This window comes from Vampirovibrio sp. (assembly GCF_041737375.1).
Classification (GTDB): Bacteria; Cyanobacteriota; Vampirovibrionia; order Vampirovibrionales; family Vampirovibrionaceae; genus Vampirovibrio.
In genome coordinates, this window is the sequence record NZ_JBGSRV010000012.1 from 1 (window position 1) to 25,915 (window position 25,915).

The window sequence follows — 25,915 nt, forward strand, 5'->3', positions numbered from 1 at the left end:
CAGTTTCCACTTCTCTTAAGGCTCGGACAATTTGTTCCTCTGTAAATCGACTGGCTTTCATTTCGAGATTCTCCTTGACGACATGGTAATACGGGAAAATCTCTAGTTTCAACTGGCTCTAAATTTCGGGCGCCTGTCAACAAACTGGACGGCAAAATCTCAGACGACCTTTGGCAACGTAAGCATGAGCAATACAAACAAGAGTTGAAACAAATAGAGGAGTCGCTAAGACAGCATCAAAAAGGAAAGCTGGACTACGTAGAGAATGGGATCAGGCTTCTCGAACTGGCAAAAAACGCCCACGAACTGTATTTGAAGGAATCAGACCTTGAAAAGCGTCGAATCCTCAATTTTGTACTCTCGAACTGTACCGTAGAAGCCGGAGAGCTGCGCTACGATTACCGTCTGCCCTTCTCGATTATTGCCAGAGGTATCGAGATGAAAGAATGGTGGGCGGTACTGGACTCGAACCAGCGACCTCCACAATGTCAATGTGATGCGCTACCAACTGCGCCAACCGCCCATGAGGTCTGTTTTCAATTACAAACATAGTTATGAATCAAACCGGCAGGCATGTCAAATCATTTTGCTTGGGCGGCCCTGAGGCAAGTATATGCCTGGTGCTGGACGGCAAGCCTTGACCCGCCTTACAATACCTATATTGCTTCCTCACGTTTGAGCTAATGTAAGAATCCATGATCAAGCCCCCGCCACTGGCCCTGTTTGGCCTTCTACACAAATATCGCGATATTTTCCTGCGCTACAAAATGCAAGTGGGGCTGGGCGTTTTGGCGTTGGTCTTCACCAATTTGTTAGGTATCGCCATTCCCTTGCAAATCAAAGGCGCGGTAGAAACCATCCAGAACATTTATCAACCTGCCGCCGCTAACGCCGTTATTGCCCCCCAAGCCTTGTGGCAGGGCTTTTATACCCACCTGTGGGTGATTGCCGGACTGGCAGTGTTGGTGCTGATTTGCCGGGTGGCCTCTCGACATTACCTCTTAGGGGCCGGTCGGCGTATTGAATTTGATTTACGCAACCGGTTGTACGGGCATCTGCTAAAAATGCCCACCAGCTTTTTTTCCGCCCATCCGCCCGGTGAGTTAATGTCTCGCATGACCAACGATGTGGACGCTACCAAATACTTAACCGGCGGCGGTATTATGCTGGGTGTAAACACCCTGTTGGCCTATGTTCTCACCATTCCCATGATGCTCATCCTGAACTGGAAGCTGGCGGTGGTGACTTTTCTGCTGTACCCGGTGGTTATCGTCTTTATGGGCAAAATCAGTAAAAAAGTTCGCCAGGGCTACTACGATGTGCAAAATGTACTGGGCGATATCAGTACCGTGGCTCAGGAAAACTTGAACGGCATGATGGTTATTCAGTCCTATGTGCGTGAGGCTCAGGAAAACAAGCGGTTTGAAACGGTCTGTGATACTTACTTTGGGGCCTATACCCGCTTAATTCATGAGCGAATTTTACTGTTTATGCTGTTGGCGGGCCTCAGTGGCTTTAGCGCCTTTTTGGTTCTGCTGGTGGGCGGTTGGCAAGTGATTGAAAAGCAACTGGACTGGGGCGGCTTTGTGGCCTTTACCATGTACCTGGAGCATTTGGCCTGGCCCACCATGGCCATGGGCTGGACCATTTCCATCTTTCAGCAAGGCACAGCCGCCTTGCAACGGCTGGATGAGCTTTTTAGCGCTCAATCCAACGTGTCGCAACAGCCTTCCGACTCTGGCGCTACCGATTCTATCCGGGGGGAACTTGAAATTCGCAACCTCGACTTTGTATATGAAAACCCGTATGCCAAGCCCTCATTGGCAGATGATGTCCCCGCTTCGGTAAAGCCCCCGAAGTTGGCCCTGCAAAACATTAATTTAAAAATAAAGCCGGGGGAAACCATTGCCTTGGTGGGCTCTGTGGGTAGCGGAAAATCCACCTTGCTGCGCCTGTTACCTCGGGTGCTGAGCGTGCCTCAAAACCATGTCTTTCTGGATGGTCAGGACATTACCACCCTCAGTCTGGAACAACTGCGAACTCACATTGTGTTTATGCCGCAGGCCAGTTTTTTGTTTTCTACCACTGTTAGCCAAAATATCGCCTTTGGCAGGCCCGAAGCGTTGGAAAACGGTGAGGGTGAAGGCTTAATGGAAAACGCAGACTTGCCCAGTATTGTGGCGGCTGCAGAAACGGCCAGTGTGCATCTGGATATTCAGGGACTCCCTCGCCAGTATCAAACCCTGGTGGGTGAACGGGGGTTGATGTTATCAGGCGGTCAGCGCCAGCGGGTGGCCTTGGCCCGTGCTATTTTAATGGACGCTAAAATTCTGGTGCTGGATGATCCGTTCTCCAACGTGGATGCCGAAACGGAGCGCAACATTCTTTCCGCCCTGCGAGCCAGAAAAGTGTTCTCCGATAAAACCACCCTCATTGCCACCCATCGGTTTTCACTGGTCAGCCTGTGCGATCGTATTGTGTTGATGGATGAAGGTCGTGTGGTGGCCGTGGGTACCCATATGGAGCTGCTCAACACCCAGCCCTTGTACCAGAATTTGCACCGGCTTCAGGAACTTCGTTCTTCCCTGGGCGATTGGGGGCTGGAGCCTGCCCCCGAAACAAACCTGAATACCCCCTTGGTTGGGGATGACGAGGATTTGGCGGAACTGGTTGAAAGCGCCACGGAGGCTCAAGCATGAGTATGGATGTGTTGGCTGTTCCGGTTAAAGCTTCAGAGCGTCGGGAATCCGGGTTGAAAGATATTATGCTGTTGGGCAAATTATGGCCCTATATGCGGTTGTACAAAAAATCCCTGCTCATTTCCTTGCTGTTGCTCCCCCTGATTTCACTGGCGGAAATGGGGCAAACTTTCTTGATTCGCTTTGCCATTGACGGGCCAATCCGTTCGGGAAATTTGCCCTTGCTGTTTGGCTATGCCGGGGGCTTTCTGGGGTTGTTGTTCATCAATTACCGGGTGCGCTATGTGCAAATGGCGGAATCTCAAAATACCGGCCAGCGTATTATTCGGGATTTGCGAACCGATTTGTATCGGCATTATCAAACCCTCTCTCCTCGCTTTTATCAAAAGCACCCCTTGGGCAAGCTGGTCACCCGGCTGACTGCCGATATCGAGAATTTAAGCGAAATGCTCTCTTCCGGTGGTTTGGCCATTTTGGCGGATTTGGCCATGATTTTGGGGGCCATGGCGGGCATGTTTATTATGGATTGGCAATTGGCGCTGGTGACGGTAGTGACCCTGACCGTGCTGATTTTTATGATGGAATTTTTTCGCAGCCGGGCCAGAAACGCGTACGATGACATTCGGGTAAAAGCGGCCCGCATTAACGCCTTTTTGCAAGAAAACTTTGCGGGCATGGAGCTGGTGCAGCTTTACCGGCGAGAGCAAAAAAATTATCAGCACTTTGAAACCTTGAACCGCAGTAACCTGCAAAGTGGTCTGGATTCCATTTTTTACTCCACTGCCTTTAACGCCGTGGTGGAATTTATGACCCTGATTACGCTGGTTTTGATTTTATGGCTGGGTGGCTTGCAGGTAAACAGTGGCACCTTAACCATTGGGGCCTTGGTGGGCTTTTTCCTGTTTGTGCGCAAAATGTTTGAGCCAGTGGAAGATGTCAGCGAAAAGTACAGCATTCTGCAATCGGGGTTGGCCTCTATCGATAAGGTGATGGCCCTGTTTCAGGAACAACCCGACATTCAGCGCCAGCAACTGGCCGATGCGTCTGTGGTTACAACTTTGCCCAAAGCCAGCGGCGACATTGTTTTTGAGAACGTCAGCTTTGGGTATCAGCCAGATCATCCCATTTTAAAAAACCTGAACCTGCACATTCGTCCCGGCGAAAAAATTGCCATTGTAGGGCCTTCGGGGGCGGGCAAAACCACCCTCATTAAATTGCTGTTGCGCTTTTACGATGTCAATCAGGGTTCGCTCAGGCTGGATGGCAAAGATCTGCGAGACTGGGATCTTCATGCTTTGCGCCGTAACGTGGTTTCTATCCAGCAAGATGACTTTTTGTTTTCTCGCAGCGTGAGTGAAAACATTGCCTTGGCCGCCTATACACCGGATCTGGCCCCCGCTTTGCGTAAGGCGGCTGAGCAAAGCAACGCCTTAAAAGTGATAGAACGCTTGCCCAAAGCTTTTGAAGAAACGCTGGAAGAGCGGGGCAAAAACTTATCGGCTGGAGAAAAGCAATTGCTGTTGTTCGCTCGGGCGGTTTATCACGATCCGGCTATTTTAGTGCTGGATGAAGCCACCTCGGCCATTGATCCGGTTACCGAAAATCTAGTGCAGGAGGCCATGGACAAACTCATGGCGGATCGCACCGTGTTGATTGTGGCCCACCGGCTTTCCACCATCAAGCAAGTGGATCGCATTTTGGTGATGGAGCAAGGGCAGATTGTGCAACAAGGCTCTCATCAGGCGCTATTAAGCCAGCCGGGTCTGTATCAGCAGTTTTATGAATATCAGGAATTAGTGGCCCACACCACCGCCCCCGTGGCTTAAACCGCTGCGATTCAATACGGTCTAAGCGGTTAGGTTGGCCAGAAGCCACTCGACGGGCGTCTTTTCGTCTGGCTATCCTGAGAGGGTCAGTCGCGGTAAACTGTAGCCAGTTATGGGCCATAAAAGGAGTTTTAAGATGAGCATATCTGGTTTTGCGACCCCGGAGGGCACCCAGCGTTATCAGCAACGCTTTGAGGGAAAAAATATCGCGGGCTTGCCCGTTGCCGATGGCCATTTTAGAACCACCGCCGATCACTTGCGGTTAACCAGTTTGGGAATGGGTACTTATTTGGGGGCGGTGGATGAGGAAGCCAGCCAGATGATGCGCGATGCCGCTGTTCGCTCAGTGGCCTCCGGGGCCATTAACGTGCTGGATGCGGCCATTAACTATCGCTATCAACTGTCAGAACGTGCCATTGGGGCCGCCTTAAAGCAATTGCAACAGCAAGGCATCCAGCGAGATGAGATTTTTATCAGCTCCAAGAACGGGTTTATTGCCCCCGATGCGGCCATGCAGGCACAAGGTCAAGATTTTAAAACCTGGTTTCAGCAGCGTTATATGGCCTCCGGGGTGGTTCAGCCTCAAGACATTGCGGGCGGCATGCATTGCATGGCCCCCGGCTACCTCAACGATCAGCTGAACCTTAGCCTGGCCAACCTGGGCATTCAAACCCTGGATTTGATGTACCTGCACAACGCCGCTGAATCCCAGTTGCCGGAAGTGGGCCGGGTGGAATTTATGCGCCGCCTCAAGCTGGCCTTTGAGTTTTATGAATCGGCTCGCGCGGATGGCCGTATTCGTTACTACGGGCTGGCCACCTGGAACTGTTTCCGGGTGAATGCCGAAGAATCTGACGAGTACCTGAGTTTGGAAGCCGTGGTTCACTTGGCGGAAGCGGTGGGGGGCCCCGATCATGGGTTCCGCTTTATTCAACTGCCCTTTAATCTGGCGTTTACCGAAGCGCTGACCCTGCCCAGCCAGCCGGTGGCCGATGAGTTTTTCTCTCTGCTGGAAGCGGCCATGGCGTTGGAAATAGGGGTGTTCACCAGTGTTCCCCTGTTACAGGGACAATTGCTGAAAGAAAGTCGTTTGCCTCAGTTTGAAGGGCTGGATGCTCCCTCTCAGCAATGCTTGCAATTTGTGCGCTCCAATCCCGGTGTATTGGCGCCGTTGGTTGGTCATAAGCAACCCCTGCACGTTGAGCAAAATCTGAAAGTGGTCAGCATTCCGCCGCTAGCCCTGGCTGATTTTGAAACCACGTTGGCCAACAATTAAATAGCACCTTAAAAGCCAAGCCCAAAACGCTTGGCTTTTTGCTGCTTTATTGAAAGCCAACCCATTCAAGCCCAACCCCAGACTTGTTGAATAAAAAAATTAATAAAAGAAGGCGTCTTCGGTTTGGGCGATTTCAGAGAGCTGCTCGAGATTGGTAATCACAATTTTGCCGCCCCGCAGGTAATTGATGCAGCCATACATTTTTTTCAAGCGGCTAATAATGCGAACAGACTCTTCATAGGCAATGCCGGTCATGCTGGCAATATAGTCGTGGGGGAGTTGAATGTTTAACAGCTTGCCATCCGGGGTTTCGGTAAAGCCATCTCGTTTAAAGTGATAGAGCAAAATTTTGGAAACCCGGGCATCGGTTTTTTTAACCACCTGGTTGTGCGTTTCGTAGTTGAACCACAACACCTGACCCAGGGCGGTAATCATGCCAATGGCGATTTGCGGAAAGCGTTCCACCAGTCTCACAAAGTTGCTTTTTTCCAGATAAATCACCGTAGAGTCGGTCAGGGCTTCTGCCGAATAGGGCATGGGTTTATCGGTTAACGCGCCGGTTACCCCAAAAAATTCACCCACCGATGACAGGCGAACAATGGTGCTTTCTCCATCCGAGGAGTACTTCACCAGCTTCACGCATCCTTTGAGGACAAAATAAATTTTAGACCCGGTATCACCCGGCAAATCCCGCTCGTAGAAAATAACCGTTTCTTTATCGTAGTTGGCCTCGTAAAAATAGCCTGCGATTTCCTGAAGTGCTTGATCGCTCAGACTTTCAAACAATGGAATCTTACGGAAGCGGGGAATGAGATCGCTTTTATTTTCAAGGGAGAGGGCCACGGGAACGGTGCCTCAATGCTTATGGGAAATAATGGCATCTTTGTCACGGACTTATTATAGGAGTAACAAAGTGTCCCGGCAAGCGCCACCTGTTTAAAAGCGCACCTGACGCAGGTTTTTGTCTCGAACCATGAAAACAACCGCATTATGGCAACCGTTTCCCAGTCGTGCGTAAGCCGCAGGGGGCAAAAATGGACGCAAATGATCCACCCAGCCCTCACTGGTTAAAGCCACCGGAACGAAACCAGCCTCAGGTATATGATCCCGATCTTCCACGCTGGCCACCGGGCGGGAAAAAAGGCCACGCTCATAGCCTTTAAAAAAAGGACTGAGTTGAAGCCCGGTACAAGCGCCTGCCTTTTCAATGCGAATCACTTCGGGGTTGGAAATGCCTTCGCTCACCGCCTGCTTTTCCAAGCGTGTCAGGCTACTGCCCTCAAAGGCTTCTCGCTGAATGCGGGGTGAACCCACTGTGTAATCGGTGAGGGTAAACAGCAGTTGAGGGTCCTGTTTGGCGTACAGGCCCAGTTTTTGCCGGATTTTTTTTAAGGAGTAAGCCTTGCCGCCCAGCTGGTAATGAATATTGGTTTCCAAATCCGTAATGTGGGTGGTGGTGGCAATGGGGTAGTGATCCAGAATAATGCGCAGGGCAAGCGCATTGTGAGCGTTAATCCAGTAGGCGGTTTTGTCGCTGGCTTTGGGAAAGGCGGTGGGATCATTCTCTGGAGAGCAGGCCGCCAGTTGCCCCAGATAATCGTTCAGCCGTTTGGGATGGGCTCGCAGTTTGGCAAAATCGACTTCGGCCTTGCAGTTCACAAAGTCGGTCAATACGGCTTGCCACACATGATGGCGAAAAGGACGGGTTACCATGCTGTCGTCAATCACTCGGCCCGCCTGCGCATACGCGCCAATTACGCACAGTGTTAACAGGCTGGTCAGTTTCCAGGCAAAGCTGAATGCTCGCATGGCCATCAATCCTCTTATTCTCTATCCCTCTATCTTCGGCTGGCCCTTTGCTTTCTTGAATGCCAAGGGCTTCAGCGCTCCATTTCTAATCTACTGGATGAAACGGCGTTTGACTACTGTTTCTTCCATAGAAAAAATGGAGTTACTGAATGAGCGCTGCGTTCAAGCGTTGCCGAATGGCCTCATAAAGCACAATGGCAACCGAATTGGAGAGGTTCAAGCTGCGGCTATCCGGGCGCATGGGAATGCGAATGCTGTTTTCCGGTTGCTCTTCAATTAACCAGGCTGGCAGGCCGTGGCTTTCACTGCCAAACACCAGTAGGCTGTTGGTGGGGTATTGAACATCAGTGTAGTTCTGCTTGGCCTTGGTGCTGACAAAATAGGGCGTCCATCCCGGTTTGGCGGCCTGTACGTCTTTAAACTCCGGCACATGCTGAATGGGAATATCGTCCAGATAATCCATCCCGGCCCGCTCCAGATATTTATCATTCAGTCTGAAGCCCAGGCTGCCCACCAGATACAGATCGGCCCCGGTGCAAGCGCAAAGCCGCGCAATGTTTCCCGTGTTTTGAGGAATGCGCGGCTCTACCAGAACAATGGTAATTTTAGGATCAGCCTCGAAACTCAGTGGCGTCGAGGATGGAAAGATAGGTTGGGTCATTCAGCATTTTTTCCGTACCCAGCACCACACAAGACAAAGGATCGTTGGCAATATGAACCGGCACATCCACTTCTTTGGCAATCAGTTCATCCATACCGGCCAGCAAAGCGCCGCCACCAGCCAGAACAATGCCCCGATCCACGATATCTGCGGCCAGTTCCGGTGGGGTCATTTCCAGCGTGCTTTTAACGCCAGCCACGATTTCCATTAAGGTCGGGAACAGGCATTCCCGCACTTCGGTGCTGTTGATGGTAATAGTATGCGGCAAACCGTTCAGCAGGTTCAAGCCACGCACTTCCATTTCTTCTTCTTCCTGATTGCGGTAGGCAGACCCCATGCGGATTTTGATTTCCTCAGCGGTGCGCTCCCCAATAGAGAGGTTATGCACTTTTTTCAGGTGGTCCTGAATATTTTCATTCAGTTCATCACCGGCAGTACGTAAGCTTTTGGAAACCACGCAGCCTTTCAGGCTGACGACCGCAATTTCGGTGGTGCCACCGCCAATGTCGATAATCATGGAGCCGGTGGGTTTATCCACGGGCATGCCTGCGCCAATGGCCGCCGCCATCGGTTCATCCACCAAATTAACAATGCTTGCGCCGGTTTGCAGCGCGGCATCCGCAACCGCTCGGCGTTCTACTTCGGTTACGCCACTGGGAATACCAATGACCACCCGGCCCGGACGCATGCCAAAAGCCCCGGGGCCGCCGTTCACTTTTTCAATGAACCGTTTTAACATTTTTTCGGCCCATTCAAATTCGGCAATAACGCCATCACGCAAAGGGCGTGTGGCCCGAATGTTGCCGGGGGTGCGGCCAATCATTTCACGAGCGGCAAGTCCAACTTCAATCACTTCCGGTGGATTTTTACTGTAGTCAATCGCCACCACGGAAGGCTCTCTGAGGACGACGCCCTTGGTTGTGGTGCAGACCAGGGTGTTTACCGTACCCAGATCAATGCCCATATCGTTGGTGTTTTTGCGAAAAAAATCAAAAATTCCCACAGTCCGTACCTCAGCAAAAATAACAAGTGTTCATCTTGGACGGTCGCCCCTGGAAATGTCCTCAATGTTTTTATTATTCCTCATGATGCCCATAGGGACAAGGGCTTTTGTAGGCAATGGCGTAAATTTCCCCCTTGTGGTCTACGCCTTCATTGTTCCCTCTGTGAGCCACGCCAAATAGTCTGGAGAGCCCGCCTGAATGCCCAGCACCATGAACTCAAACACTTCATAGGCATGCAGCTCCCGAATTCTGTTTTGCAGGGCTTCCAGCAGCGGCAGGCGCGTTTTGATCAATAGCAAAATTTCCAGAGACTCTTCCAGTTTTCCGTTCCATTGGTAAAACGATCGAATGGGCGAGTCCTCGCCGATCAAATTGACGCAAGCGGCCAGTTTTTCCGTAACAATGCTGCGGGCGATCATTTCGGCCTCCGCAAGATGACCACAAGTTACCAATACAATACAGGCGTCCGGGTTTTCAGTCAGTGTCATATCACGGCTGTCCTTCAAGTTTGAACGGGATTCTGATTAACAAGATATAAAGATTGTGAAAGGGGCTTTAAATATCGGGGCTTGTTCTTGACCCTTTTCTTTCCATACGGTTTAATTACGCTAATTAAAAGCTTGATACCCACCAACTATCAAGTCGCCGAGAGAAGAGAACAGAAAATCACTACGAGAGCCATTTTGAAAGGTAAGCGTTCCTTACAAAAACCAGAAATTGTTTGGCGGACAGTAAGAACGATGTCGTGTTATCCCAAAAGATTGTACGACTTTCAGCAGTGGCTTTTTTAGTTGGTAAATTTCTATGATTCCTGTTTTCAAATACTCTGTTTCAAATAAATCTGTTTTAAAAATTGTTAAGGAGAGAATCAGAATGAATTCCAAATTGTTAACCATTGCTTTGTTGAGCTTGGCTGCCGCTACCACTTTGACCCTGACCGGTTGCAAGTCCGAAGAGACCGCTGGCACCAGCACCGAAACCACCACCGAAACCACCATGACCACTCCAGAGGCTGGTACCCAGGAAACCACCGCTACCACCACTGAAACCATGGAAACCACTGCTGCTCCTGGTGAAACCACCACCACCACCAGCACCACTTCCAGCATGGAAGCCACACCAGCTCCTGCTGATCACGCTGAAGGCGCTGCTCACAACGACGCTGAGCACCACTAAATCTTGGTAAGCTGAACGATACGCTCAGCTTGCAAGTCTTGAAAAGCCCCTGAATTTTTTCAGGGGCTTTTTAATGGCTGTTTTTAAGGGTTTCAGGGTTTTTCAAGTTTAAAATCTAAAACTTAAAGCCCTACCCCCTAAAACAAACTTGAAGGGCTTGCTGCCAAATGGCGCGCGTTTCTCGCCACCAACGCCGTAAGGTGCTGTGGCCATCGGCCCAAGCCGATTGGGATTGAAAGAAACGCACCCGGCTTTTGGGTGGGTACAGCGCCAAAATATAAGGGGGTAGGGCTTCGCCCTGTTGAAGGCAACGGCTCATTTGGCGCAACAGTTCCAATTGGGCATCCATATAAAAAAGCTCGGTTTTCTGCTGGTTTTCGTCCGCTTCAAAGTGCCATAGGGCCTGGTAAGCGCAATCCACCGATGGATCGGGTTCAGTTATCGGCTCTGGCCAACGGTTGATGGCAATACGAGGCTCCACCTGCTCTTCTATAACCGCCTCTAGCAACTGGGCCGCCCGTTGCCTGCGGGACAGTCTCCCGGTATCGGGAACATATTGCATAATGGGCGGCGTATGAAATGTCTGGTTCATGGCTGGCTGTCTCCTTGCCACAGGGCTTCCCTATTTTTATTATAGGTAGGTCATTTCATTTTGCAGTACCGCTGCCCGGAGGAGATTTTCTTGAGCCATTCATCAGAATCACCGTTTGGGGGGCCGCTAGCAGGCCAGCGAATTTTGGTGACCCGACCAGACGACGCCAACAATGCGGCGTTCCTGCGGGCGCTTCAGCAGGCCGGTGGGCAAGTGTTTCATTTGCCGTTAATTGAAGTGGCTACCGTAGATTTTTCCGCCCCTGATTTTCAGGCGTTCGACTGGCTTTTTTTGACCAGCAAGAATGCGGTCAGCGCCCTTGCGCCATACTGTGAGGCGCTTCAGCCGGATGGCCCTGATTTAAAAACCAGTGTAAGAACTGGTGTAAAAATTGCCTGCGTGGGACCGGCCACCGCACAAGCTTTGATCCCATTGGGACTTCAGGCCGATTTTGTGTCCCCGGTTCATGAGGCTGAAAGCGCCGCCCAGCTTTTTGGGGAAGTCTATCCTGTGGCAGGGCTGCGGATTTTTTGGCCGTGCGGTAATCTGGCCAGCCCCCGGCTCAAAGCGGCCTTGACCGCTATGGGTGCTCAGGTCACTGCTGTCACTGTGTATCAAACGGTTTTAAAAACGAAACTAACCCCCTTGGAGCGGGAATTGCTGCTGCAACCCTGGGATTTAATGGTGTTCACCAGTTCTTCCGCCGTAGAGGCCCTGCATCAACTTCGCCTTCAGTCGGATTTAGGCTTTAAACTGCCCCCTATGGCCTGTTTGGGGCCTCGAACCACAAAAAGCGCCCTGAAGTGTTTTGGACCGGTGGCCATTCAGGCCATGCCATACACGCTAGAAGCCTTGAGTGAAGCGATTCAACAGTTTTTTCAAAACCAGAAGGAACCCCAATGACCATTCACCCCATCATCGCGCAAATGGAGCAAGCCCCGGAACGCCTGCAATCCCACTGGTGCCTGCCTCAAGAGGAGGCCCGCTTTCTCTATTTGTTGGCCTGCATTGGCTCCTGCCGCCGCATTCTGGAGGTGGGCACTTCCATTGGCTATTCTACCTTGCATCTGGCTCAGGCGGCCTCTCGCACCAATGGGCATGTCACCACCATTGATGCCTCTGCCGACCGGCAGGCCGAAGCCCTCACCAATCTCAAATCCGCTCAACTTGATGGCAGAGTCACGTTCATTCACGGAGATGCCTTAAAGGCACTATCGGCTTTGTTTGTGGATGGGCAAACGTTTGACCTGATGTTTATTGACGCCCGCAAGTCCCAGTATGTGGAATATCTGGAGTGGGCCGAAAAACTGCTGCCTTCGGGTGGCATTTTGCTGGCTGACAATACCCGCTCTCATCGGCACAGCATGCTGGATTTTATCGAGCGTATTCATCAGTCGGCCCACTGGGAAGTGAGTGATCTGGAAACCCCTAGCGGCCTGATTCTGGCTCAAAAGCGCCCTTGATTTCAGGGGACTGCCCTATTGAGTGTTCAGGAAGGCTTGACTTATGCTGGAAAGGATTGAAAATACTGAAATTTGCAGTATGATACTTGTAGCGGAACAATAGATAGGGTATTTTTCGCTGCAATGATTGCTTTTAGGGGTCGTGGTCACTCAGTTCACCTGCTATTTTGGCCACAACATCAACCGACCGATAGCCGTTTAATGGCTGTAATGAAATGGAATCATCCCAATGACTGACAGTTTTATCGAAACCATTCAGAAAAGTAAGAGTAGCACGACTTCTGGCGCAGCCGTCAACAACAGTACGGTCTTATCTTGCTACGAAACCCCACTGGTGACGGTGGACATTATGTTGTGTACGGTCATTCAAAACCAGTTGAAAGTGCTCTTGATTCAACGGAAACAACCCCCGTTTGATCATATGTGGGCCATTCCCGGCGGGTTTATCCATGTGGGAGAAACGCTGGAGCAAGCGGCCAGCCGTCGTTTGTTTGAGGAAACCAACGTCAATCAGATTTATCTGGAGCAATTGGGTTCCTTTGGCAAGCCGGATCGGGATCCCCGAGCCCGAGTGATTACCGTGGCTTATTACGCCTTGGTGAGTGCCGAAAAACTGCACTTAGAAGCGCATGCCAACGCCGAAGACGTGAAATGGTTTAGTGTGAACGAACTGCCTGAACTGGCCTTCGATCACTATGAGATTGTTCAGATGGCGCTGGCTAAGCTGAAACGCCATTTGGAAAGCTCTTCCGTTGCCTTTCAGCTTTTGCCCGAGAAATTTACCTTGACTGAACTCCAGCGGGTTTATGAACTGATTTTGGGCAAATCGCTTGATAAGCGTAACTTCCGCAAGAAAATTCTGGCCTCTGATATTCTGAAGGACACTGGAGAAACCAAGATGGAAGGCTACCATCGCCCCGCCCAGTTGTATGCCTTTACCAGTCGCAACCCGGTAGTCTCTCAAGCCTCTTAAACGCTTTTAGATCTGTCTATATAGCCAAAAGCTCTACTCTTACCGGGTAGGGCTTTTTAACTGGCGTTTCAAAGTCGGGTGGTTTTCGGAGCCGCTCTTGAGACACGGCTAACCTGTCATAATGACTTGAAAAAACACCCTGGGCCGTAACCCAGGGTGTTTGATTTATGTTCCGAAGAACAAGCCTAGAATGTGTAGCTGGTTCTCATACCGACAACCCAGGTATTGCCGTTTTGGCTGATACCCATGCCACCGTTGATGAACTGTACACTAGGAATGATAGAGATCGCATCGTTGACAGCCCACTTGTAGTAAGCTTCAGCGGTTTGCTCCCAGTTTTGGCTGTAGCGGGTGCGGTTGAAGTTAGCGATACCCAGGTTGTTGGTCGCAATATCAACAGCCGCGTAACCGATACCGAACACGTCGTTCTCGCGTACGCCGAACACCTTCATAGGAATGTTCAACACACCGGAGACAGACTGACGAACAGCCAGGGTGAAGGGGCTAGCAGTAGCGTTGCCACCGCGAACGGTGCCGCCAAAGTTACCCAACAACTGGTTGTTGCTGTTCAGGAAGTAGTTGTTTTGGCCAGCGCTGCTGTACAGGTAGTTCATCGTGGTGCCGATGCCTCTGAACCATTCCTGGTTCCAGCCTGCGTATACAGCGTTGGTGCTGTAGGTGCCTACGCCGGAACGGAAGCCGGTTGGGCCGCCAGAACGGTTGGTAGGAACGATTGGATCACCATCAGCATCCAGAAAGTTGGCGTTGCCACCGGTCAGATAGTTGTTGGCGTTGTTGGTGTTGCCGCTGGAGAACACGTTGTAACCACCAGCGTACACGTTACCAGGAGCGTCGAATAAACGGTAGTTCAAACGACCTTCATAGGTAGCGGTCAAGCCGTCCATTGCATCGCCCACGTTGAAGGTACCGGCGCCAGCAGTTAAATCAGCACTCAGGTTGTCTGAGCCCAATTTTTGGTGCCACTGGTAGGCAATCATGGGGTTGCTTTGGTTGATGGCAATACCGGGGGTGTTTACGAAAGCACTGTTCTGGAACTGGGTGTTTTCGTTACCACGGTATGGGCTTTTGTCGTACAGGTAGCGCCAAGGCATGGAACCAACATACAGGTCACCAGTGGTGGCCCAGTTGTTGTCATCGCCGCCAGCGCCTAACATCCAGTCACTCAAGACAGGAATGCCAGCCTTGAAGTGTTGGTGGTAGTGCAGATCTTCCAGGTACAGGTAAGAACGAACGTTGGTGCCAACGGCGCCGCTGCCCAATCCTCTGTTACCGAATCCTTCGTTGGCCAGTGCGGCATCGCTAGCGATACGGGACAAGCTGTTGTAGGAACCGATAGGGCCAGCGTTGTTTTGCTGAGCCGCGTTAGGAGATAGACGACCGAAAGCGGCGATTAAGCGGGTGTGAACTTCACCGGCGCCGATTTTGGAATCTTCTTTGTCTTCTTTAACCGGGATATCCATGGTCAAACGCAAACGGCCGATGGCGCTGATAGCGTCACGGATGCCGTCACGGCCACTGTCGTTGCCGCTCAAAGCGTCACGGGTACCGGCGCGATTCATGTCAGCCAAAACACCAATGCTGGCGTCCCCATGCAATTGGGTTCTTTCCAGCAAGCTCAAACGCTGATCTTGCTCGGCGTTTTTAGCTTCAATGGCGCTTGCGCGAGATTCCAGAGCTTCGGTACGGGCTTGCAATGCAGCCAATTCGTTTTTGAACTCATCTTGCAGACGAGCCAATGTTTCCAGATCAGACTTGTCGGCTTTCTCAGCGCCTAAGCGAGCCAGGTCGCGGCCAACGGATTTAATCAACGCGTTCAGCGCTGCGGCCAATTCCCAACGTGTGGCGTTACGCTCGCCACGGAAGGTGTGATCCGGGTATCCTTCGATAACGTCGTACTTTTCAACCAAATCCTGCAAGGCTTCATAAGCCCAGTGGTTTTGGTTTACGTCGGTCAGCTCGTCCACGCTGGTAATAGCATGGGCGGACGTTGTCGAACCAATGAAGGCACCGGTAGCACCTGTCAGGAAGATGCTTGCTGCTAGCAGCAAGGGTGTCACTCTTCTTGAAGTCATATCTAACTCAACTCCTATTTGGTTCAATAACAATTTGACTTACCTTATACCTACCTAATTGAATGAAAGTTCTTTTACCCACCAAACGCAAAAGCAACCTTCGAGAGATAAGCATCCTAGCACCTCCATTATCAGTTGCCAACGTTACAGTAGATGTCTTCATAAGATCTTAATTCCGGCCCTGGAAAGACGCTTACAGTTGCATTCATTATAAAAAGCAGGGATGCCAAGCCAAGGATTCTTTGCATAATCTTTATCCAGAAATTGTTCAACTATTTGGTTTTATTTGAATGATGGCCAGCAGTTTAGCGGGTTTCTACACTCAATGATGGATGTTGAAGTGTCAATTGCTCTAAATGCAGCTGAATGGTGGTTACCGCCTGCTGAATATTAGCAGCGTCTTTTCCGCCTGCCTGCGCAAAGTTTGGCTTGCCACCGCCGCCGCCGCCGCAAACCTGGGCGGCCTGTTTCACCAGCTCTCCGGCTTTAACGCCCTGCTTCACGTACGCATCCGATACACTGGCCACAAAAGACGCTTTTTGCTCCCCATCGCCAGCCAGCAAAACAATATGAGGACCCAGAGCCTTGGCCAGTTTTTCGGCAATCAGCTTCAGGCCGTCCATATCATAGCCTTTTAAAAGGTGAACCAACACCGGATTTTCCGGGTTGATTTGCGCTTGCAGGGTTTTAATTTCCTGCAAGGCGGCTTTATCTTCCAGTTGGCGAATCCGTTTTTCTCGGGCTTTCAGCTCATCCACCAGTTTTTGCACTTTGCCGGGCACTTCCTTAACCGGTGTTTTTAAAAGCTCGGCCATATCCCGCATTTCAGATTCCATTTGTTTGAACTGTTTATAGGCTTTTTCGCCCGCCACCAGCTCAATCCGCCGGATACCGGAGGCAATGGCGCCTTCTGAAACAATTTTAACCAGGGCGATTTCCCCCAGCTGATGAACGTGGGTGCCGCCGCAAAGCTCTTTGCTGGCTTCTCCGTAAGAAACCACACGCACTTCATCGCCATATTTTTCACCGGCCATTAAAATAGCGCCGGACAAGCGGGCTTCATCAATGGGCAACAACTCAATCTGGCGAGATACGTTTTCCTGAATCCATTTGTTCATCAGGAATTCAATGCGAGAAATCTCTTCCTGCTGCAAGCTTCGGTTAAAGGTAAAGTCGAACCGGGCGCCTTCGGGGGACACACTGGAGCCTGCCTGAGTGACCGAATCGCCCAATACGGTTCTTAAAGCGCCTTGCAGCAAGTGTGTGGCGGTGTGATGAATGGCGGCCTGCTGACGAGCCACCGGATCGACATGCGCCACAATGGTGCTGCCTACTTTGAGCCCATTCCCTTGATCGTAAAGGCACTTGTGAACGAACAAGTTGCCCACCTTAATCACGTCATTTACCACCACGGTCAGCCCTTGATAGCCATCATCGCTGGAGAATGAGCCACGATCGCCCACTTGCCCGCCGGATTCGGCATAAAACGGGGTGGCGTCCAGAATGGCTTCAAACGGCTGATTGGTGCCGCTCACTTCCTGAACTTCCTGCCCATTAATAATCAGCGCCTTCACCGTGGCCTCTGCGCTGAGGGTGTCGTAGCCGGTAAATTGGGTGCCACCAATGCGACTTAGCAACTCACTATACAGCTGATCCTTAACAATGGCGTCTCCCTTGCCCCGAGCCGAACGGGCCTTATCCCGCTGGGCCTTCAAGGCGGATTCAAAACCATCCTGATCCAGACTAAACCCTTCTTCCTGAGCGATATCATGGGTTAATTCCAGCGGAAAACCGAAGGTATCGTACAGTTTAAAGACCTCTTCGCCCGGAACCACCTTTTGGCCTTCTGCTTTCAGGCGCTCCAGTGTTTCTTCCAGAATTTTGGAGCCACGCTCCAGGGTTTCCAGAAAGCGCTTTTCTTCCAGTTTGATGGTTTCCACAATGTGGTCGTAACGGGTTTTTACTTCTGTGTAAGGGGTTTGATAATGGTTGCGAACCGTGGCCACCAGTTGATACAAAAAAGCATCCTGAATGCCTAGATATTTTTTGCCGTATCGAACCGCCCGACGCAACAGCATTCTAATAATGTAGCCCCGGCCTTCGTTGCTGGGGGTAATGCCATCGGCCACCGCAAAGCTGATGCACCGGATGTGATCGGCCACAATTTTCATGGCCACATCGCTTTGCTCATTCTGCTTATAAGGAATCTTGCACAGTCTGGAAACCTGATCCACCAGTGGGAATAACAAGTCCGTTTCAAAGGTGTTGTCTTTGCCCTGAATGACCATGGCAATGCGCTCCAGGCCCATGCCGGTATCTACGTTTTTATGCTCCAGGGGTGTTCTTTTGCCTGCCTCATCCTGAAACAGTTCCATAAACACCAGATTCCAGATTTCCACAAAGCGGTCTTCATCCAGCAGGTCGGCGTTTTGCTCGGGCGAGCCAGCGGGTAACCCGCCTCGATCATAAAATATTTCGGAGCAAGGCCCACAAGGCCCGGTGGGACCCGGAGGCCCCCAGAAATTATCCTTTTCGCCCCTGCCAATAATCTGGTTGAGCGGAATGCCCGCGATTTCATGCCAAAGTTGGCGGGCTTCATCGTCGTTCTGGAAAACCGTAATCCACAGCTTTTCTTTGGGTAGGGCTAGTTCTTCGGTAATAAAAGCCCAGGCGCAGGCAATGGCCTCCTGTTTAAAATAGTCTCCAAAGCTGAAGTTGCCCAGCATTTCAAAAAACGTATGGTGGCGAGGGGTACGGCCTACAAATTCCAAATCGGAGGCCTTGCCGCTGACTCGGGCGCATTTTTGCACGCTCACCACTCGGGGCGGATTGGGGGGTGGTTCAATGCCTAAAAAAATGGGAACAAAAGGCAACATGCCCGCCGGGGTTAGCAACACCGTGGGGTTGGAAGGCACCAGGCTGGCGCTGGGTTGATGCTTGTGTGCATGCTTTTCGGCGAAAAAGCGAATAAATTTTTCTCGGATGGTAGCGCCTGAAAGTGTACCCGAAAGTGCCATGGTGCGAGGATTCCTCCAATACTTTGCCTTCAGTGTAACCGAGGGGCATGGAAATATCTACTACATCTGGAGGATTCTGGGTTTTCATTTGCATGGCTTTGTATGCTCTTGTGCAAAAAAATGGGATAATACAATGCAATGGTTCGGGTATTTTAAGGGAGTGGCCAATGAGTTCAGAAACCAAAATCAATAGCCGTGACAGTGGCGGCAAAACCATTGTGGACATTGAAACCCAGAACGTCGATTTTCGTAACTGCGAAGCCATTAAGTCTTCGGTGGCCGGGTTTGTGTCCCAAGGGCAAAAAAATATATTGTTAAATCTCAGCAAAGTCAATTTTATGGATAGCTCCGGGCTGGGTGTCATTTTATTTTGCAAACGGGCTTGTGATGAAGCAGGCGGTAGCTTTGGCGCCTTTGGTCTGCAAAATTATGTGAATAATCTGGTGAACCTGACCAACCTGAACAAGACCATTGATATCTACAACAATGAGTCTGAGGCGGTTTGCTAAGGTCGCCTCTTGTTGCCATAGCTTTTTGACGTTTGAGTCGGGTTTTAAAATCGCTCTTCTCTCGGCTTTAGAATATTTAAGGGCTGATCCAGAATAATGGTCCAGTGTTCTCCGGGCGGGATGGTAATGTGCTTGCCCATGGCTCTGGGGCCGCCATAAACCACTTTGTTGTACTCGCCGATGCCGGTTACCCGCTGCGTTGAAAGCATGGCTTTGGTGCCTTGGGTGAGTTGCCCACCCCAGGTATGATCGGCACGATCCGTTCTGACATGGGCCACAATGGGTAATTTTTCCCCGTTTTCCAGAATGATTTCATTGAAAATCACCGACAGTACGGCGTCTTTGCCTTCAAATGGGGCTTCCAGTCGAATGATTTTGCCCATAAATCTTGTGTTTTTAGGAATAATCAGCTCTTCATACAGGTAAAGTTTTTGAGTGGCAATGGCTTCCACCGGATCCTCGGCCTGGCTAACCTCGGTGCTGATGGGGGTTTGAATGAGTACATGGAAGGCGGTACCGGGGGCCAGGGCGTAGTTGATGAACCGGGGATCCGGCTCAGAGCGCTTGACCGGCGGGGAAATCTTAATCAGGGAGGTGTCCATGCCAAAAGCGGGCAGGCTCAGCCCTACTAAAAAAACACTGAGGGCCATTTGAAAATAAGGCGGTTTTAAAGGTGGTTTTAAAAACATGAAGGGCGCTCGGGTTGTTTCTCTCCATTGTAATCAGGCGTTGCTAAGGTGCCAACCTGTGCTTGGGGGATATTGGGCGGGGATGGTATTCTGTCATGATGACCCGACCTGCTTTTTTTAATGAATACCCCCTGCCCGTTTTCGCTTACCTGTCCACCGACACCAAGCGGCAGCTGGAATCCTATTTGCAAACGGGCAATAGCGATTTCAGGCATAAAAAACTGCTGGAATTTTTTAAATCCATCGATTGGCTGGATGCCGCCGGGTTGGCGCACGATCGGTTGCTACAAAAGCTAAGCGCCTCGTTGCAACGGCAACTTTTTCGGGAAATTGACGATTACCGCCGGGAAAAGATGAGCAACCGGGTAGAAAGCGCTGAAAAGCGGGAGCAGTACAAGTTGCGGGTGTTTGAGTATTTTCGGGCCAAAATACCCGCATCGGATAAAACCTTGCTGGAAAACCTGCGGGACTATGAGCTTGATTTAACGGGCCGGGATGTGAACTGGCGGCATTACTTTACGCTGGATTCTTTCAAGAAAATTGACGCTTTTATACAAGCCACTCATGAAGAGCGGCTGGCCTGGTTTTCCAAATTTCGGCAAGATGTGGAAACCTATAAAAAAAATTACGATAAAATTTACAACGCCAACTACACGGCTGAGGCCGAGCGGGGCTTCACCTTTGATGACTGGTGCGACATGATGGGCGATGAGGCCCCTGGCGTCAAGCAATCCCGGCAAAAGCAGGCCGGAAAACCACATGCGTCCAAGCCCGGTACTCTCGTGGAACAGGCGTATCAAACCCTGGAAATGCCGGTTGGGGCTTCGCCTGAGCAGGTTAAAAAGCAATTCCGGCAGATGACCTTGCGACACCATCCCGATTTGCCCAGCGGCAGCGAGGAAAAAATGAAGGCGCTGGTTGGCGCTTATCAGCAACTTCAGCGCTATTGGGCCACGGTATCGGTGGCATTGTAGCGGCAATGCTCGTGTAACACTTTGTGTCAACTTGATCCGCCCGCTTTGCCCGCCGATCCTAAAATTCATATAATGGGGCAATCGGCAGGGAGAGGTTCCAATGCAATATTCATACGAAAGCTGGCTTAATCAGCCGCTTGACAATGCTGAGGCCCTTGAAGCCCCTGAAAATCCGTCTCAGGCTGAAAATTTGAATGCCAGTGAGGCCGCTCAAAGCTTTCCGTTTTCTGAAGATTTAAAAGCATTGGAACAAAACCTGCCTCTGAGCTTTGATGAAGGTTTGCAAGCCTATCGCCAACATCAGGGACCGCTTCAGGCGGGCCTCAGCCTTTCAGATTCAGCCGAGCAAGCCCATTGGGAAGATTTGGCCAAACTGGTGGCCGATCATGTGCTGGCCTACATGCTGGATAATCCACTCCAGAATGAGCTTCAGGATTTACGCCTTCAAAATGGTCAACACTATCAGGATAATCGGCGAATGGCGGAGCAGGTGCGAAAGCTGGTGGCGGAAAACACTCAATTACGCACGGCTTTGCATCAGGCGGAAAAAGCGCTGAGCCATTTTCATCCGGTGGCAGGTGGCCTTTACGTGAAACGGTAACCGCTGGCTTTACGCTGCAGGCCAAAAAGAAAGGCACCCGCAAAGGTGCCTATAGAAGAGAGAGAAGAAGAGAGAGAGAAAGAAAGCGTTTCATCATTCATAAAAAGAATGAGTTGATAGCCGTTGTCCGGGGTCAGGTCAACGCATACCGTTACACCTGCCGGTTCATACTGGTTTAAAATCAATGTCCGCCAGCCGTTGTTAAGTCGCTCATCAGGGCTTTGGGCCAACAATGCCGCCTGCCCCTCAATGCAAAATGTTCTGTTCGTGTGATGGTTCACTGTAATGCCTGATTAAGCCGAACTGCTTTAATCAATGCCGATGAACCGCTCCAGACGGTTTTGAAACCCAGTGGCCACACCCAACCGGGTGACGACCCACCCGTCTGAACATTCGGTTTGAAAAACCTGAACCACGTTTACACTCCACACACACATACACCCTGTACACCCTATTTCGATGACCAGCCGTTCAACCGGCAGTGCCAGTTGCTATGTTTAAATAAAAACAATTAATCGTTTCGGATTTCCTAAAGTTTGCGAAATGTAAATTCGGGAAATCCAAAATCCGGTGGGTCGGGTCCTGAATCAGGCCCGCTTTGGTCCGCTGGAAGCGTTGCTCAGCCGTTGAACCCGATGACCGGCTTTTATGGGAAATCCCATGTCCGAATGGCGTCACTCGTATTACTATAGTTGTAGCCTCATTGTCAGCCTTGCCGTGGTTGATGGATAATACTGCCAAACCCTTCACCGCCCCACCCTAATTTGAGAATCGTCCATGAGTCTCACCCAAGCCGCTCAATCCAATGCCTCCACCCTGGAAGTGACCTCCCGTCAGCCCCGAAAGAAAACATTTCCTGAAAAAGTATGGGACATGCTGGCCTGCTTTCGTTCGGTGCAGTTGGCCATTGTGCTGCTCTCCTTATTGGCGCTGGCCACCATGGCCGGTGTTCTCCTGCCGCAGGAAGGCATTGTGGACATCCTGCAAATCAAGCGGGATTTTGGACCCAATTACCGGCTTTTCAAGGCCATGGGCTTGTTTAACGTGTATTCGTCTTACTGGTTTGTGGCGCTGGAAGTGTTGTTTTTCTTTAACCTGCTGTTTGGCAGCTTCCAGTGGTTAAAGCCCGCCTTTTTGGCGGCGACTCGCAACACGTTTTTTAGCGCTTCTTACATTGAAAACAGCCCCCAGCGGCTGGTGCTGCAATCGCCAGAATCTATGGAGGCCACTTCGGGTCGGGTGACGGCCTGGTTGCGGAAAAATCGCTATACGGTTCACCCTGCGCCTGATAAAAATCAGGGCCAAAATGCTGAAACCCGTTTGTTATATGCCACCAAGGGTAACCTGTTTCGGTTTGGGGCCGTGATTGTTCACACGGGCATCCTGTTGATGCTGGTTTCCTCGGTGTATGGGGTTTTCTTTGGGTTTAAGGCCCAAAAGCTGGCGGTGCCCGGTGAAACCTTCGCCTTGCCGGATTCCCAGATGTTTAGAACCAACATTGAACCCGCCTTGTGGCTGGGATCAATTCCCGACTGGAAGGTTCGGGTCAATGATTTTCGCATTGAATACTATCCTGAAGGCGAGGCCCCGGATAACACGGCGGTGGTTAAACAGTACTTTGCCGATTTGTCCATTATTAACAAGCAGGGCCAGGAAACCAAACGGGAAGTGATTTCGGTAAACCACCCCTTAGCGGTGGATGATACGGTGTTGTATCAAGCCAGTTTTAACCCCACCGGCAAGTTGTTTGTGCAAGTGGATGGCCGGGCCATGACGCTGAATACCAATACCCAGTTTATGAACCGCCCGGTGAGCATGACGGAATTGCCCAACGGGCGCGTGTTATTGGTGTTTCCATTTTTTGTGCAACAGGACCCGGATGTGACCCGCAACAACGTGGTGGTTTTCCTTCGGGATGCCAAAGGTTTTGTGGGCGCTCAACCCGGTAAAATGCCGCCCAACATTCGCTTGCGGGAGGGGCAGTCCGGCACGTTGGCTGGCATGCGCTTTACCTATGTTCGGCCTGAAATCGCCACGGGGCTGCAAATTAAAAAAGGGCCGGAAGTGCCGTGGATGTACCTGTCTTACATTATTATTATTTGTGGCACCATTATGTGCATTTTTACCCAGCGGCAAGTCTGGGTGGCGGTACGGGCGGCTACCGATAATCAACCCGCCCGCTTGGCCTTGACCTTCAAGACCAAGAAAGCGAAGTTAAGCTTTATGAAAGAGTTACAGCGCTTGCAGGTGGATTTTCGCAACGCTGGTTATGGCAATGTCACCGCAGCCCCGGTTAAGCCGGTGGATAAAATGCCGGTACTCACTTGAATTAGCACGTGGAGGCGTCAATTATGGTTTTTCATCAGGATTGGGAGCAAAACTGGTACTATACCGCCCTCACCTTAACGGCGGTGGCACTGGTGTTTTACTTGCTGCATGCCATTAAACCCAAAACCGCCTTCCGGGAAGCGGGCTGGGGCAGCATGGTTCTGTCAGTTCTGTGTTTGGTGGGTTCCATGGTGGTTCGCTCTCAAAACGCCCAGTATTTCGCGTTGTCCAATATGTATGAATCGCTGCTTTCGGTCTGCATTGGCTTGCAGTTGTCCTTTGTGGTGCTGGATCGCTGGTTTAAGTTGCGTACCCTGGGCTTGCCGGTGGCCATCATGCTCATAGGCTCCCTGTTGTATAACCTGAGCCTGCCCACCGATATTCATCCCTTGCAACCCGCCTTGCAAAGCTATTGGCGCAGTATTCATGTGCCGATTATTTTGTTGTCTTACGCCCTGTTTACCCTGGCTTTTCTCAGTTCGCTGGTTTTTTTGGTGAAAGATACATTCTTTACCCCCAAATCATCCAAATCTTCGGGCAACGCCGGGCAGCTGAGTCCGGCCTTGGCAGGCATGAACGCTTATCTGGATGAAAATCAGTCGATGAATTTAGAAATGGACCTGATTCAGGACAAGGCCAACGTGTACGATGAAATTACTTACCGTTGCGTGGCTTTTGGCTTTCCCTTGCTAACGCTGGGTATTATTTTGGGTGGCATGTGGGCCAATGAAGCCTGGGGCAACTACTGGAGCTGGGACCCCAAGGAATCCATGAGCCTGGTGACCTTGCTGGGCTACGGGGTGTACTTGCACATGCGAATTAACGGAGAGCATAGCCCTCGGGCCTTGGCGCTGGTTTCGGTGAGCGGCTTTTTGTTAATGCTGGTTACCTATTTTGGGGTAAACCTGATGGGCTTGGGCTTGCACTCCTACGGCAAAATTGGCTAAATAGCCTTGCTTGTTGAAATTTAAGCTCGTAAAAATAAAACCAAAAAGTTAAAAAGCCCGATGCCAAACAGGTACCGGGCTTTTTTGAAGCGCTTTAGGTCGATTCAGGCTTGACGGTTTAGGGCTTTATGGTGGGGTGCGTGGGCCTGTTGTCTTTTTTCCAGCGGTATAGTCATTAAAAGCTTTTTAAGGCCCTTGCTTTGCTCGGCAGGGCTTGTACTAACCATTTGGGGGGCAATCTCTTCCGCCATAATTTGGGAGCAATCGTCCAGCGCTCCCATTTTTTTGAGCAGGCTTTCTGCCTCATGCTGACCCGCTCTGGCGGCTAGGGTTACGGCGGTCCATCCTTTTTTGTCTTCCTGGTTTATGTCCGCGCCAGCTTTCAAGCATTGTTGAATTATTTCCAAATCACCCCGATGGGCAGCCATTTTCAGTAAATCGTCCGCCGTAATTTCTTTGGCGGCCCGCGCCCCTAAATCCTGTAGCGGTTTTACGTTGTGAAGGTGATAACGGTTTAGCGCGTTTTGCAATAACGCGTTCAGGATGGGTTGGGGTAATTTGGAGAAATGGGACCGTCCTTGATCATGTAAGTCTTTGGCTTCTTCTTTGAGATAGGCATCCGCATTATTCCATAAATTATTTAAGCTGTTATAGCGCCTCAGTTTGACTCCTGCCAAGTCTGCGTTGTTCATTAGCTGGGCAGAATGGGTGCGACGGTAGCCTGCTCCCACAGAGGAACTTTGTTCAAGATCGTGTAAGGCAAGCTCCTCAGGCGTTGTGGCCAGTGAAACGCCCCGTTTAATCTTCTCAATCACGGTTGTGAACAGTGCTTTGTCGTTATCGTTGGAAGTTTGGCCATAATTGAGTTGCTGAGCCTGTTGATACAAATTGAAGGTCTCTTTGCGTTTTAACTGGGTTTGTTGACGGCGCCGTTCAAAATCAGAACCGGTTGCATTATGAATACTGGACAGTGGCGACATAATCAGTTCCTTTGGATTGACTGGCTGATAGCGTGATTAAATTCAGTTATTTCAAAAGTTGAAGGTGAGGAATGGAAAATCAGCCTGCTAAAGGTGCTAACACAATAGACTATTCAAAAAACGGGATGAGATGCTTAATTGCCTCAGTCGCTACCCACTTGATAAAGACATGGATTAAAACTGAATTAAGAAACAGGTTAAGGTTGAATTAAGAAGAGATAGGTGAGGAAAGGGGTGAAGGCCTGGGTTAAGGCATGGATTAAGGCAGAGATCCACCAATTGGCTTATGGGCGCCTAT

24 protein-coding genes and 1 tRNA gene are annotated in these 25,915 nt (G+C 50.7%); 12 read left to right on the plus strand and 13 right to left on the minus strand.

Annotated elements, in window-relative coordinates:
- Positions 1 to 447: 447 nt before the first annotated feature.
- Positions 448 to 523: transfer RNA gene (locus ACEW81_RS08605), tRNA-Val, on the minus strand.
- Positions 524 to 695: 172 nt separating this feature from the next.
- Here ACEW81_RS08605 and ACEW81_RS08610 point away from each other — a divergent pair.
- The 3 genes from ACEW81_RS08610 to ACEW81_RS08620 all read left to right on the plus strand — a co-directional run bounded on the left by ACEW81_RS08610 (position 696) and on the right by ACEW81_RS08620 (position 5,801).
- Positions 696 to 2,699 carry an ABC transporter ATP-binding protein gene (locus ACEW81_RS08610; RefSeq protein ID WP_373532574.1) on the plus strand — a complete coding sequence of 668 codons (2,004 nt, stop codon included), beginning with the start codon at positions 696 to 698 and terminating at the stop codon, positions 2,697 to 2,699.
- Positions 2,696 to 4,525: an ABC transporter ATP-binding protein gene (locus tag ACEW81_RS08615; protein WP_373532575.1), complete on the plus strand. Its 1,830-nt coding sequence runs from the start codon at positions 2,696 to 2,698 to the stop codon at positions 4,523 to 4,525. The genes ACEW81_RS08610 and ACEW81_RS08615 overlap by 4 nt, the downstream gene beginning before the upstream one ends.
- Before the next feature lie 136 nt (positions 4,526 to 4,661).
- A complete protein-coding gene (locus tag ACEW81_RS08620; protein ID WP_373532576.1) occupies positions 4,662 to 5,801 on the plus strand; it encodes an aldo/keto reductase in 1,140 nt (379 codons plus the stop codon).
- A 99-nt stretch (positions 5,802 to 5,900) separates the two neighbouring features.
- On the opposite strand, the gene ACEW81_RS08625 is transcribed toward ACEW81_RS08620, so the two are convergent.
- The 5 genes from ACEW81_RS08625 to cutA all read right to left on the minus strand — a co-directional run bounded on the left by ACEW81_RS08625 (position 5,901) and on the right by cutA (position 9,763).
- Entirely contained in the window at positions 5,901 to 6,644 is a 744-nt protein-coding gene (locus ACEW81_RS08625; RefSeq protein ID WP_373532577.1) for a Crp/Fnr family transcriptional regulator, read from the minus strand.
- A gap of 93 nt (positions 6,645 to 6,737) precedes the next feature.
- Complete coding sequence (locus ACEW81_RS08630) at positions 6,738 to 7,610, minus strand: DUF547 domain-containing protein (RefSeq protein ID WP_373532578.1); 873 nt, start codon at positions 7,608 to 7,610, stop codon at positions 6,738 to 6,740.
- A 142-nt stretch (positions 7,611 to 7,752) separates the two neighbouring features.
- Entirely contained in the window at positions 7,753 to 8,271 is a 519-nt protein-coding gene (locus ACEW81_RS08635) for a tRNA (cytidine(34)-2'-O)-methyltransferase (protein ID WP_373532579.1), read from the minus strand.
- Positions 8,222 to 9,235, minus strand: a complete 1,014-nt coding sequence (gene mreB, locus ACEW81_RS08640; RefSeq protein WP_373532856.1) for a rod shape-determining protein — start codon at positions 9,233 to 9,235, stop codon at positions 8,222 to 8,224. The genes ACEW81_RS08635 and mreB overlap by 50 nt, the downstream gene beginning before the upstream one ends.
- Before the next feature lie 180 nt (positions 9,236 to 9,415).
- Positions 9,416 to 9,763, minus strand: a complete 348-nt coding sequence (gene cutA / locus ACEW81_RS08645; RefSeq protein ID WP_373532580.1) for a divalent-cation tolerance protein CutA — start codon at positions 9,761 to 9,763, stop codon at positions 9,416 to 9,418.
- 385 nt (positions 9,764 to 10,148) lie between these two features.
- Between cutA and ACEW81_RS08650 the strand changes: the two genes are divergently transcribed.
- On the plus strand, positions 10,149 to 10,451 hold the full coding sequence (locus ACEW81_RS08650) for a hypothetical protein (RefSeq protein WP_373532581.1): 303 nt from the start codon (positions 10,149 to 10,151) through the stop codon (positions 10,449 to 10,451).
- Between the two features lie 130 nt (positions 10,452 to 10,581).
- Here the strand turns inward: ACEW81_RS08650 and ACEW81_RS08655 are convergent, their stop codons facing one another.
- Positions 10,582 to 11,043, minus strand: a complete 462-nt coding sequence (locus ACEW81_RS08655) for a hypothetical protein (protein ID WP_373532582.1) — start codon at positions 11,041 to 11,043, stop codon at positions 10,582 to 10,584.
- Between the two features lie 90 nt (positions 11,044 to 11,133).
- Between ACEW81_RS08655 and ACEW81_RS08660 the strand changes: the two genes are divergently transcribed.
- The 3 genes from ACEW81_RS08660 to ACEW81_RS08670 all read left to right on the plus strand — a co-directional run bounded on the left by ACEW81_RS08660 (position 11,134) and on the right by ACEW81_RS08670 (position 13,479).
- Positions 11,134 to 11,946 carry a uroporphyrinogen-III synthase gene (locus tag ACEW81_RS08660; RefSeq protein ID WP_373532583.1) on the plus strand — a complete coding sequence of 271 codons (813 nt, stop codon included), beginning with the start codon at positions 11,134 to 11,136 and terminating at the stop codon, positions 11,944 to 11,946.
- Positions 11,943 to 12,506, plus strand: coding sequence for an O-methyltransferase (locus ACEW81_RS08665; protein WP_373532584.1), 564 nt, complete (start codon positions 11,943 to 11,945; stop codon positions 12,504 to 12,506). Before ACEW81_RS08660 ends, ACEW81_RS08665 begins: the two co-directional genes overlap by 4 nt.
- A 229-nt stretch (positions 12,507 to 12,735) precedes the next feature.
- A complete protein-coding gene (locus ACEW81_RS08670) occupies positions 12,736 to 13,479 on the plus strand; it encodes an NUDIX hydrolase (RefSeq protein ID WP_373532585.1) in 744 nt (247 codons plus the stop codon).
- A gap of 185 nt (positions 13,480 to 13,664) precedes the next feature.
- On the opposite strand, the gene ACEW81_RS08675 is transcribed toward ACEW81_RS08670, so the two are convergent.
- Both ACEW81_RS08675 and alaS read right to left on the minus strand, forming a co-directional pair.
- Complete coding sequence (locus ACEW81_RS08675; protein ID WP_373532586.1) at positions 13,665 to 15,464, minus strand: iron uptake porin; 1,800 nt, start codon at positions 15,462 to 15,464, stop codon at positions 13,665 to 13,667.
- 413 nt (positions 15,465 to 15,877) lie between these two features.
- Positions 15,878 to 18,589, minus strand: a complete 2,712-nt coding sequence (alaS, locus tag ACEW81_RS08680; protein ID WP_373532587.1) for an alanine--tRNA ligase — start codon at positions 18,587 to 18,589, stop codon at positions 15,878 to 15,880.
- A gap of 167 nt (positions 18,590 to 18,756) precedes the next feature.
- Between alaS and ACEW81_RS08685 the strand changes: the two genes are divergently transcribed.
- The gene (locus tag ACEW81_RS08685; RefSeq protein WP_373532588.1) at positions 18,757 to 19,098 is read left to right on the plus strand and encodes an STAS domain-containing protein; all 342 of its coding nucleotides are present in this window, start codon (positions 18,757 to 18,759) and stop codon (positions 19,096 to 19,098) included.
- A 44-nt stretch (positions 19,099 to 19,142) separates the two neighbouring features.
- Here ACEW81_RS08685 and ACEW81_RS08690 read toward each other — a convergent pair whose 3' ends face one another.
- On the minus strand, positions 19,143 to 19,787 hold the full coding sequence (locus tag ACEW81_RS08690) for a hypothetical protein (protein WP_373532589.1): 645 nt from the start codon (positions 19,785 to 19,787) through the stop codon (positions 19,143 to 19,145).
- Between the two features lie 95 nt (positions 19,788 to 19,882).
- Between ACEW81_RS08690 and ACEW81_RS08695 the strand changes: the two genes are divergently transcribed.
- On the plus strand, positions 19,883 to 20,761 hold the full coding sequence (locus ACEW81_RS08695; RefSeq protein WP_373532590.1) for a J domain-containing protein: 879 nt from the start codon (positions 19,883 to 19,885) through the stop codon (positions 20,759 to 20,761).
- Between the two features lie 100 nt (positions 20,762 to 20,861).
- Positions 20,862 to 21,362, plus strand: coding sequence for a hypothetical protein (locus ACEW81_RS08700; protein ID WP_373532591.1), 501 nt, complete (start codon positions 20,862 to 20,864; stop codon positions 21,360 to 21,362).
- Here the strand turns inward: ACEW81_RS08700 and ACEW81_RS08705 are convergent.
- Entirely contained in the window at positions 21,347 to 21,592 is a 246-nt protein-coding gene (locus ACEW81_RS08705) for a hypothetical protein (protein WP_373532592.1), read from the minus strand. The genes ACEW81_RS08700 and ACEW81_RS08705 overlap by 16 nt on opposite strands.
- Positions 21,593 to 21,670: 78 nt before the next feature.
- The gene (locus tag ACEW81_RS08710) at positions 21,671 to 21,799 is read right to left on the minus strand and encodes a hypothetical protein (RefSeq protein WP_373532593.1); all 129 of its coding nucleotides are present in this window, start codon (positions 21,797 to 21,799) and stop codon (positions 21,671 to 21,673) included.
- Positions 21,800 to 22,139: 340 nt separating this feature from the next.
- On the opposite strand from ACEW81_RS08710, the gene ACEW81_RS08715 reads away from it, so the two are divergent.
- Together ACEW81_RS08715 and ccsB are read left to right on the plus strand one after the other, a co-directional pair.
- Positions 22,140 to 23,690 carry a cytochrome c biogenesis ResB family protein gene (locus ACEW81_RS08715; RefSeq protein WP_373532594.1) on the plus strand — a complete coding sequence of 517 codons (1,551 nt, stop codon included), beginning with the start codon at positions 22,140 to 22,142 and terminating at the stop codon, positions 23,688 to 23,690.
- Positions 23,691 to 23,713: 23 nt separating this feature from the next.
- Positions 23,714 to 24,637, plus strand: coding sequence for a c-type cytochrome biogenesis protein CcsB (ccsB, locus tag ACEW81_RS08720; RefSeq protein ID WP_373532595.1), 924 nt, complete (start codon positions 23,714 to 23,716; stop codon positions 24,635 to 24,637).
- A gap of 104 nt (positions 24,638 to 24,741) precedes the next feature.
- On the opposite strand, the gene ACEW81_RS08725 is transcribed toward ccsB, so the two are convergent.
- Positions 24,742 to 25,617, minus strand: a complete 876-nt coding sequence (locus tag ACEW81_RS08725) for an ankyrin repeat domain-containing protein (RefSeq protein WP_373532596.1) — start codon at positions 25,615 to 25,617, stop codon at positions 24,742 to 24,744.
- Between the last annotated feature and the right edge of the window lie 298 nt (positions 25,618 to 25,915).